5 protein-coding genes are annotated in these 6758 nt (G+C 40.4%); 4 read left to right on the forward strand and 1 reads right to left on the reverse strand.

Going from position 1 to position 6758, the window contains the following annotated elements; genetic code table 11:
* Positions 1-89: 89 nt before the first annotated feature.
* From BCT81_RS01340 to BCT81_RS01355, 4 genes are all read left to right on the forward strand, one after another.
* Entirely contained in the window at positions 90-1139 is a 1050-nt protein-coding gene (locus BCT81_RS01340; protein ID WP_055320220.1) for a type IV toxin-antitoxin system AbiEi family antitoxin, read from the forward strand.
* Entirely contained in the window at positions 1114-1959 is an 846-nt protein-coding gene (locus tag BCT81_RS01345; protein ID WP_102423044.1) for a nucleotidyl transferase AbiEii/AbiGii toxin family protein, read from the forward strand. The genes BCT81_RS01340 and BCT81_RS01345 overlap by 26 nt, the downstream gene beginning before the upstream one ends.
* A 207-nt stretch (positions 1960-2166) precedes the next feature.
* The gene (locus BCT81_RS01350; protein ID WP_055320218.1) at positions 2167-2436 is read left to right on the forward strand and encodes a hypothetical protein; all 270 of its coding nucleotides are present in this window, start codon (positions 2167-2169) and stop codon (positions 2434-2436) included.
* 376 nt (positions 2437-2812) lie between these two features.
* Positions 2813-3967 carry a tyrosine-type recombinase/integrase gene (locus BCT81_RS01355; protein WP_102423045.1) on the forward strand — a complete coding sequence of 385 codons (1155 nt, stop codon included), beginning with the start codon at positions 2813-2815 and terminating at the stop codon, positions 3965-3967.
* A 166-nt stretch (positions 3968-4133) separates the two neighbouring features.
* Here the strand turns inward: BCT81_RS01355 and BCT81_RS01360 are convergent, their stop codons facing one another.
* Entirely contained in the window at positions 4134-6722 is a 2589-nt protein-coding gene (locus tag BCT81_RS01360) for a hypothetical protein (protein WP_102423046.1), read from the reverse strand.
* Positions 6723-6758: the final 36 nt, after the last annotated feature.

Consider the following 6758-nt stretch of genomic DNA (forward strand, 5'->3'; position numbering starts at 1 on the left):
CTTTTAGGGAGTGTTCATTTAAAATGTACACATGCTAGAAATGAACATAAGATATCTTATACAGACTATGTTGGAGTCGGGAGCAAAGGATGAATAATCACAAACCTCACTTCACTGAAAGTGAGTTTCTTGAAGATGCATACTCACGACTACGTGAGGAATACCACATTCCAGTTCAAAGCATGGAGATCCTTCATAGCGCAGAACATGGCATTGCAGGAATAGTTGACTATCAATTCTCTGAATTACCTTTATTCATTCACTGTGTGGCTCAAAAAACACCATTGACAGTGGTACAGATAGCAAATTACAAAACTCAGTATCAATCGCCTTCCCAGTACGTTTTTCTGACAAGCTATATAAATCCAGCTTTAGCTGAACGATTAAAGGATGCCCAAATACAATTTATCGATCACTGCGGAAATGCATATCTTAACCAAAACAGATTCTTTATCTTTGTCAAAGGCAACAAACCGAAAACTCATAGCATACCAAAAGAAAAACAAGTTCTAGGAAAGGCTTTTGGAAAGAAAGGCTTACAGGTCATATATGTATTACTAAGTAATCCTAAAGCTATCACGTGGTCTTATCGAGAATTAGCAAAAGCCTCAAATGTCTCCCTTGGTACAATAGGGGATGTCATGCTTGATTTAGACAGTCAGGGTTACATTGACAAGGACAGAAAAACGCTTCTGAAAGGAACAAATCTTATGCAGAAGTGGGCAAAAGAGTATGGCTATCTGTTAAGAAAAAGTCGCCCTACAATCAAATACACGACAGGCAATATCGATTGGTATAGTGACAAATTGTTAAGTCAATGCAATGCATTGCTTGGTGGGGATGCAGCAGCCGATCGATACACCCACTTTTTAAACTCAAACAAAGCACGTGTATACATCTCCAAAGAAAATCACCAGTTATTGTTACGACACGGGCGTTTAAAACAGGTTCGTGAAGATGAGCACTCTTCTGTACAAATAGAGTTAGTCGAGCCATTTACAGAATTAGAGATTTTAAAAGGCCCCCTAGAAAGTTTAGTTAACCCTTTAATTGTTTATGCTGAGCTATTAGCGTCAGACAATGTCAGAAACCTTGAGGTTGCAGATAAGCTATATGACCAATACTTACATCACTATTGACAAGAAGTTCCCTAAAGGCCTTACTGAGCTTTACTTCGATGTTAACACTGAAGCTCAAAAGTTAACTATCCCTTATATGATTGTTGGAGCAATGGCTCGCGATCTCGTGCTCGTTCATGGATTTGACGCGAAAATCGAACGAGGTACTAGAGATGTGGACTTTGGCATCTGCGTGGAATCTTGGGATCAGTTCCATAATCTAGCCATAAATTTGATTGCCGTAGGCTTCACCCAAGATAAACAGGTAAGTCACCGTTTTCATAGGGAATGTAGTGACGGCATGCCTTGGGAACTAGACATCGTTCCATTTGGAGAGATCGCCGATGACAACAACATCGCTTGGCCTCCTAAAGGAGACTTTGTGATGAATGTGTTAGGGTTTCAAGAAGCATTAGACAACGCGTGGCAAGTTCTAGTGCAAGAAGAGCCAGAGTTAATCTTGCCTGTTTGCGGTCCTGCTGGAGTAGCACTCTTAAAGTTGGTTGCTTGGCTAGACAGAGAAAGTGATAAGCGAAAAAAAGATGCGACAGATCTCCTATATCTTATCAGCTCATATAGTAAGATCCCTTTTGTCTTTAATGCTCTCTACGACGACGGTTTCATGGAGGCACAAGAATATGATGAACTGAAAGCCAGTGCTTGTAAGCTTGGGGCTGATATCGCAGCTATAGCTTCAGAACAAACTGAAACGTTTCTACAAGATGAGTTATTTAAGAAAGAGGCGTTGATGGATGTTCTTAGCCGAGAGATGAAGCATGAGTCTAAGTTCACAAATGAAGAGGTATCGAGCTTTCTTAAGCTACTTGCAGAAGGGTTTTAAGAACCATGATTTGTGTAGATTGAAGGAAAATCATTAGACAATTTTCATTACACCTTATTAGAATATTTTGGTCTATATCGCTAGAATAAGGCTACATAAAAGAATAAGCGGACGGGGGTTCAGTTCCTTTTGAAGTAGGATTTTCATGTAATATTCAATGTAGCACTAAATTCAAACAGCCGTTTTAAATCATTACCAAAAGATGAAATGAAAATCACTGGCTCTCAAGTTATTGAACTGCAAGCCAAGCCATTCAGAAAACCTCACTTAACCCACCTGATGGATGTGTGGGAAAACAAAAAGCGCGCAATACCATTCCGAGATCTGGCGGTGTTAATCCTCTCTTACGGTGCATTGCTCCGTGAGGGTGAGGTCAGGAAAATTCATAAAAATCACCTTAAGTTCTTAGAAAATGGTGATTTAAATATCGAACGTGTCACCTCCAAACAACCGTTAGTATTGAGCCTAAGCGTTTAACAGGACGTTTTTCATCTTCGTGAGCAAGCCTTTCGGCTATCTCAATCGATTGAGATCCACGCCATCATTTCGCAGTGACAAGTTTGTACGACCTTGCCTAAGGATCTTTCGAAGCACATCGCAGACACTATTCTTGAAAATAATTAAGAAATTTGAGTGATAACAAACGACGTTATGCATCAATATCCCCCTCAAAATTAAATGCCCTTGGTCAGTGGTGAATAGAGCGGACCCATTTATAATTTATGACTAATTAATCAGATACCAAGCGATGATTTTGTTGTGAGTTAATGCGTCATTCGCTGGTGCATTTGGTATCAAAACATAGTGTGATATAATTACAGTTATATCACACTATTTGCCTGAAAGTTATGACATGTCCCACTCAAACCTCCCAACGAGAAAACAACCTCAAGTGACACTGTCACAATTTCAAAGCACAAAAAAAACGCTCCAACAGTGGGAAGAGCAAAAAGAAAAACTGAGTCGATTTAAACTTAACTTTCCGGATCTAACCGATAGTTTTGATCCTGATTGGACATCATTACCTCCCGTTTTAACCCATTTGCGTGAATTTGAAGAACATCGCGGCGGCTTAAGTACACACACATTAAGGATGCTTGCGTTCGTTATTCGTAAATGGGATGTCTACTGCAAATCGAAAGAGGCCTATAGCTTCCCCATTCATGCCCCTGTGTTGCTGATCTGGTTCAAAGAACTCAAGCTCTCCCAGAGCATAAAAATTAATACACTAAAACAATATAGAGCTCAACTTAGCCTGTTCCATAAAATCATGAATACTGATGACATCACCAAGCTTCCGGTCATCGCCACTTTCTTTAAATCATTACCAAAAGATGAAATGGAAATCACTGGATCGCAAGTGATTGAACTGCAAGCCAAGCCATTCAGAAAACATCACTTAACCCACCTGATGGAGGTATGGGGAAACAAAAAGCGCGCAGTACCATTTCGAGATCTCGCGGTGTTAACCCTCTCTTACGGTACATTGCTCCGTGAGGGTGAAGTCGGTAAAATCCGCAAAAAGCACATTAAATTCTTAGAAAATGGTGATTTGAATATCGAACGTGTCACATCTAAAACAACAATCAGTCCTGAGCCTAAGCGTTTGACCGGACATTTTTCATCCATAGTCAAATGCTATTTGGACACTTACTGTACGTGCTTAGATGATGAAGACTTTGTGTTTTGTTGGCTCACGGTTAAGGGCTCTCGCCCTGCCGGATACCGGCAAACACCAATGTCCGGTATGACGATAGACCGAATCTATCAGCGCGCGCATGAGGTCTTGTTGGAGAGTGGAGATATTGTCATCTCAGGTGACGGACATAGGGATGTATGGAGTGGTCACTCTAGCCGTGTTGGTGCCCTACAAGATGGCTACCATGCCGGTCTGAGCTTAACGCAATTGATTCAATTAGGGGATTGGAAAAGTAATGAAATGGTCCTACGTTACCTAAGAGGATTAGATAATGACAAGAGCCCAAACGTACTACTCCAGAAAGAGTAACCATCCCGCCATCGTTAAATTGATCGTCGAACAATAGACCATCTTTATTTCGCAACCTCTCTATTTTTATTGGGATATTGAGTACATCGAGGATGATTATTTAGAAAAGAATGCCGCTCTAGACGGCATTCTTAGTCTATTTCTTTGTTAATCGACCGATAATCAGTTAGTGGGACTGTGTAAATAACAAGTTTCCTGATGGATCGATAATCTCAAAGTCATATTGAATGGGTTGTTCCAGTTCAGCCATAAGATTATCACTAATACCAAAGCCATTTCGATAATATGAACCTATTGTATTGATTGTATTGGTATTAACATCTATTGGTAAAATATTCCCCCCTGATTTCGAAAAAATGTTGCTATACATCGCAGACAGGTATTGATAAGCCCTTAAGTAAGAAGTCGTTCGATTGAGAAGGATTTCGTAATCTGACCCATCTTTTCTTTTAAATGCCAAGCGTCCAATTGAGCCTACGGGAATTGGCGTATTTAAAGCTGGACCTCTAATGAGATGTATTTTCATCGTATCGACGACGTTAAAAATGACGCTTGATAACTCTTGCCTGTAATCTTTATCGAACAAGTTAAATTGATATTGACCCGCTGGCCCTTGAGTGTTCATGTACAACCGATTACCGCTTAAAATGATGGCATCATTCTCAGTGTTTTTATCGGCCTTAAACTGAATATAAGAAGTAATATCTGTATTTTCACCTTCTTCACTTATCGCACTTACCGTGATTGGCACCGAGTATTTTAGGTAAGGGATATCAGCCAAAGATAGCTGTTGACCATTTAATTCAATATTTTTGGCAAGAGTCATGGAATGATGATTTTGATTATAGATGTGAGTATCAGATGCTTCGATACTGTTGTAATCAACCTCAATATCATAGGTTATTTGTTCCTCCCCTTGAAATTGGAGGGTTAGGAGGGTTGGTTGGAAACTGTCTAAAAACGTTAGGTTTCCCCGTGAATCTACAATGAGCTCTTCAGAGCCTGACACTGTGTACGGCCCTATCAGCCAGTTTTTGCTGTAATGATTGAAAATGTCCTTCAGATAGGGAGAGACATTAATCTGAACGGCTTGCTGACCAAATTTATCATACGATACTCTATAAGTACCATTCTCTGCGAAGTGTTTTAATGAAGGTGCGCCATATGGGGTTATCACCTCCTGAATCTCCATACTGCTTATCGCCACAAAATCGATAGCTTGGATGGGGTTGATATAATCTCTTTCACGACAGTCAAACGTGAACAATGATTCAAGTGTTTGATTTCCTGGCACTCCATAAATGTTGTCATCAAAAAGAACCATTGCCCATGGATCAGAGAAACTCAAATTGCAGGTTGACCATGCTTTTTTGCCTTCACTTCCGGGGACGGTTTCACCGACGGAGTTAATGAATTCAACCTTTAGGTTACGGTTAGTGACATTAACGTCATTCAATAATAAACGGGCGGGCAAGTCTTTATTCCCTCTCGTGTAAAGGCCATCTGCTACAGTAAGGTTTAACCGTAGATCTGTTTTATCGACATTCACTATGTAGTAATCGGTATGATGCGGTAGGTACGAAGAAAGTTTACTCCCGTTAATCGAGACAGAGACTAAAAAGGTTTCTTTCGTCTTGTCAGACACCATAAGAAAGCCGTCTTCAATCCTCCCAGCCCCGTCAGGGCTTACTTCGAGTTCGACTAAGGATGTGATATCTATTCCGTTGCTTGTGATAAGAAGACGATATGGCACATCGACATGTGCTTGTAATGTTTCTGGGAAAGATGGCAGATTGACAGTGACTCCGAACATGGCCACAAACTCACCCAACGTCACCAATTCATAATTTAAACTCGCCGCCTCAACTAGATTGGGGTGTTTAACTAAGATCTCATGACGTCCTATGTTCCTAGGATCAGACAGAAAATCGTGGAGTTCTGCCAGAGATAATGCTTTCTCTTCAATGACATAAGTTAACAACTCCGCTCTAATAGGGTGAACCTTGCCGTCCGCGTTAACATACGAAACCAAAGGGGCAACTTTTGCTCCAACAGGTAAGAAACGCTTTTGAGGATCAGCAATTAGCTTGCTTCCACTTATCGGTTTTTGTTGTATTTTAAAATATTTCGCGTACTGCCGACCGTTCACTTGGATTTGTATTAAACGTGACTCTTCTTCGTCTTGAAGACTTTCCTCGGTAGGCGTAAGGAAGATATTACCGACGGCATCTTGTTGGGCGAGTTTCTCTAACCGGGTCTTCAATTGTACATCGCTCTGCTTAAATGGAAAGCGGCTAGACATACCTAAGGCGTAACGGTGTCCTACTGTAAGTACATCTTCAGTCAGCACGAGTCCCGTGTATAAATCGATGAAAGCGATGTTTAAAAAATGCGTACTTAAGTCCTTTGAATCAATTTTTAAGTAGTATAAATCGCCATTCCGTTTATTTTTTAGCTGAACGTCACCATCTTGGAGTACGATGATTTTCTTATCCTTGGTCAGTTTTACGAACTCTTTTCCTGACATGACTTCAAACTCTATAGGTTCATTGCTGTTGGTTGTTTGAGGTCTACTCTTCACTATTTCTGAGAAACTAACCATTTCATGTTGTGAGAGGCGCAATTCTCTAGCAAAGACTTTCTTTTCGACAAATTCCTTCTGTACCTCTCCTTCCTCCTGACAACCGAGTAGAGGGAGAAGCAAAAAACTCACGGTAGTGAGCGCATTGTTTTTCATTACATTCACGTTTTTCATTACATTCACCTCTATCTAAAATAAAAGACTTAAATC

This window comes from Vibrio sp. 10N.261.52.A1 (genome assembly GCF_002876325.1).
In the GTDB taxonomy this organism is placed as follows: domain Bacteria; phylum Pseudomonadota; class Gammaproteobacteria; order Enterobacterales; family Vibrionaceae; genus Vibrio; species Vibrio chagasii.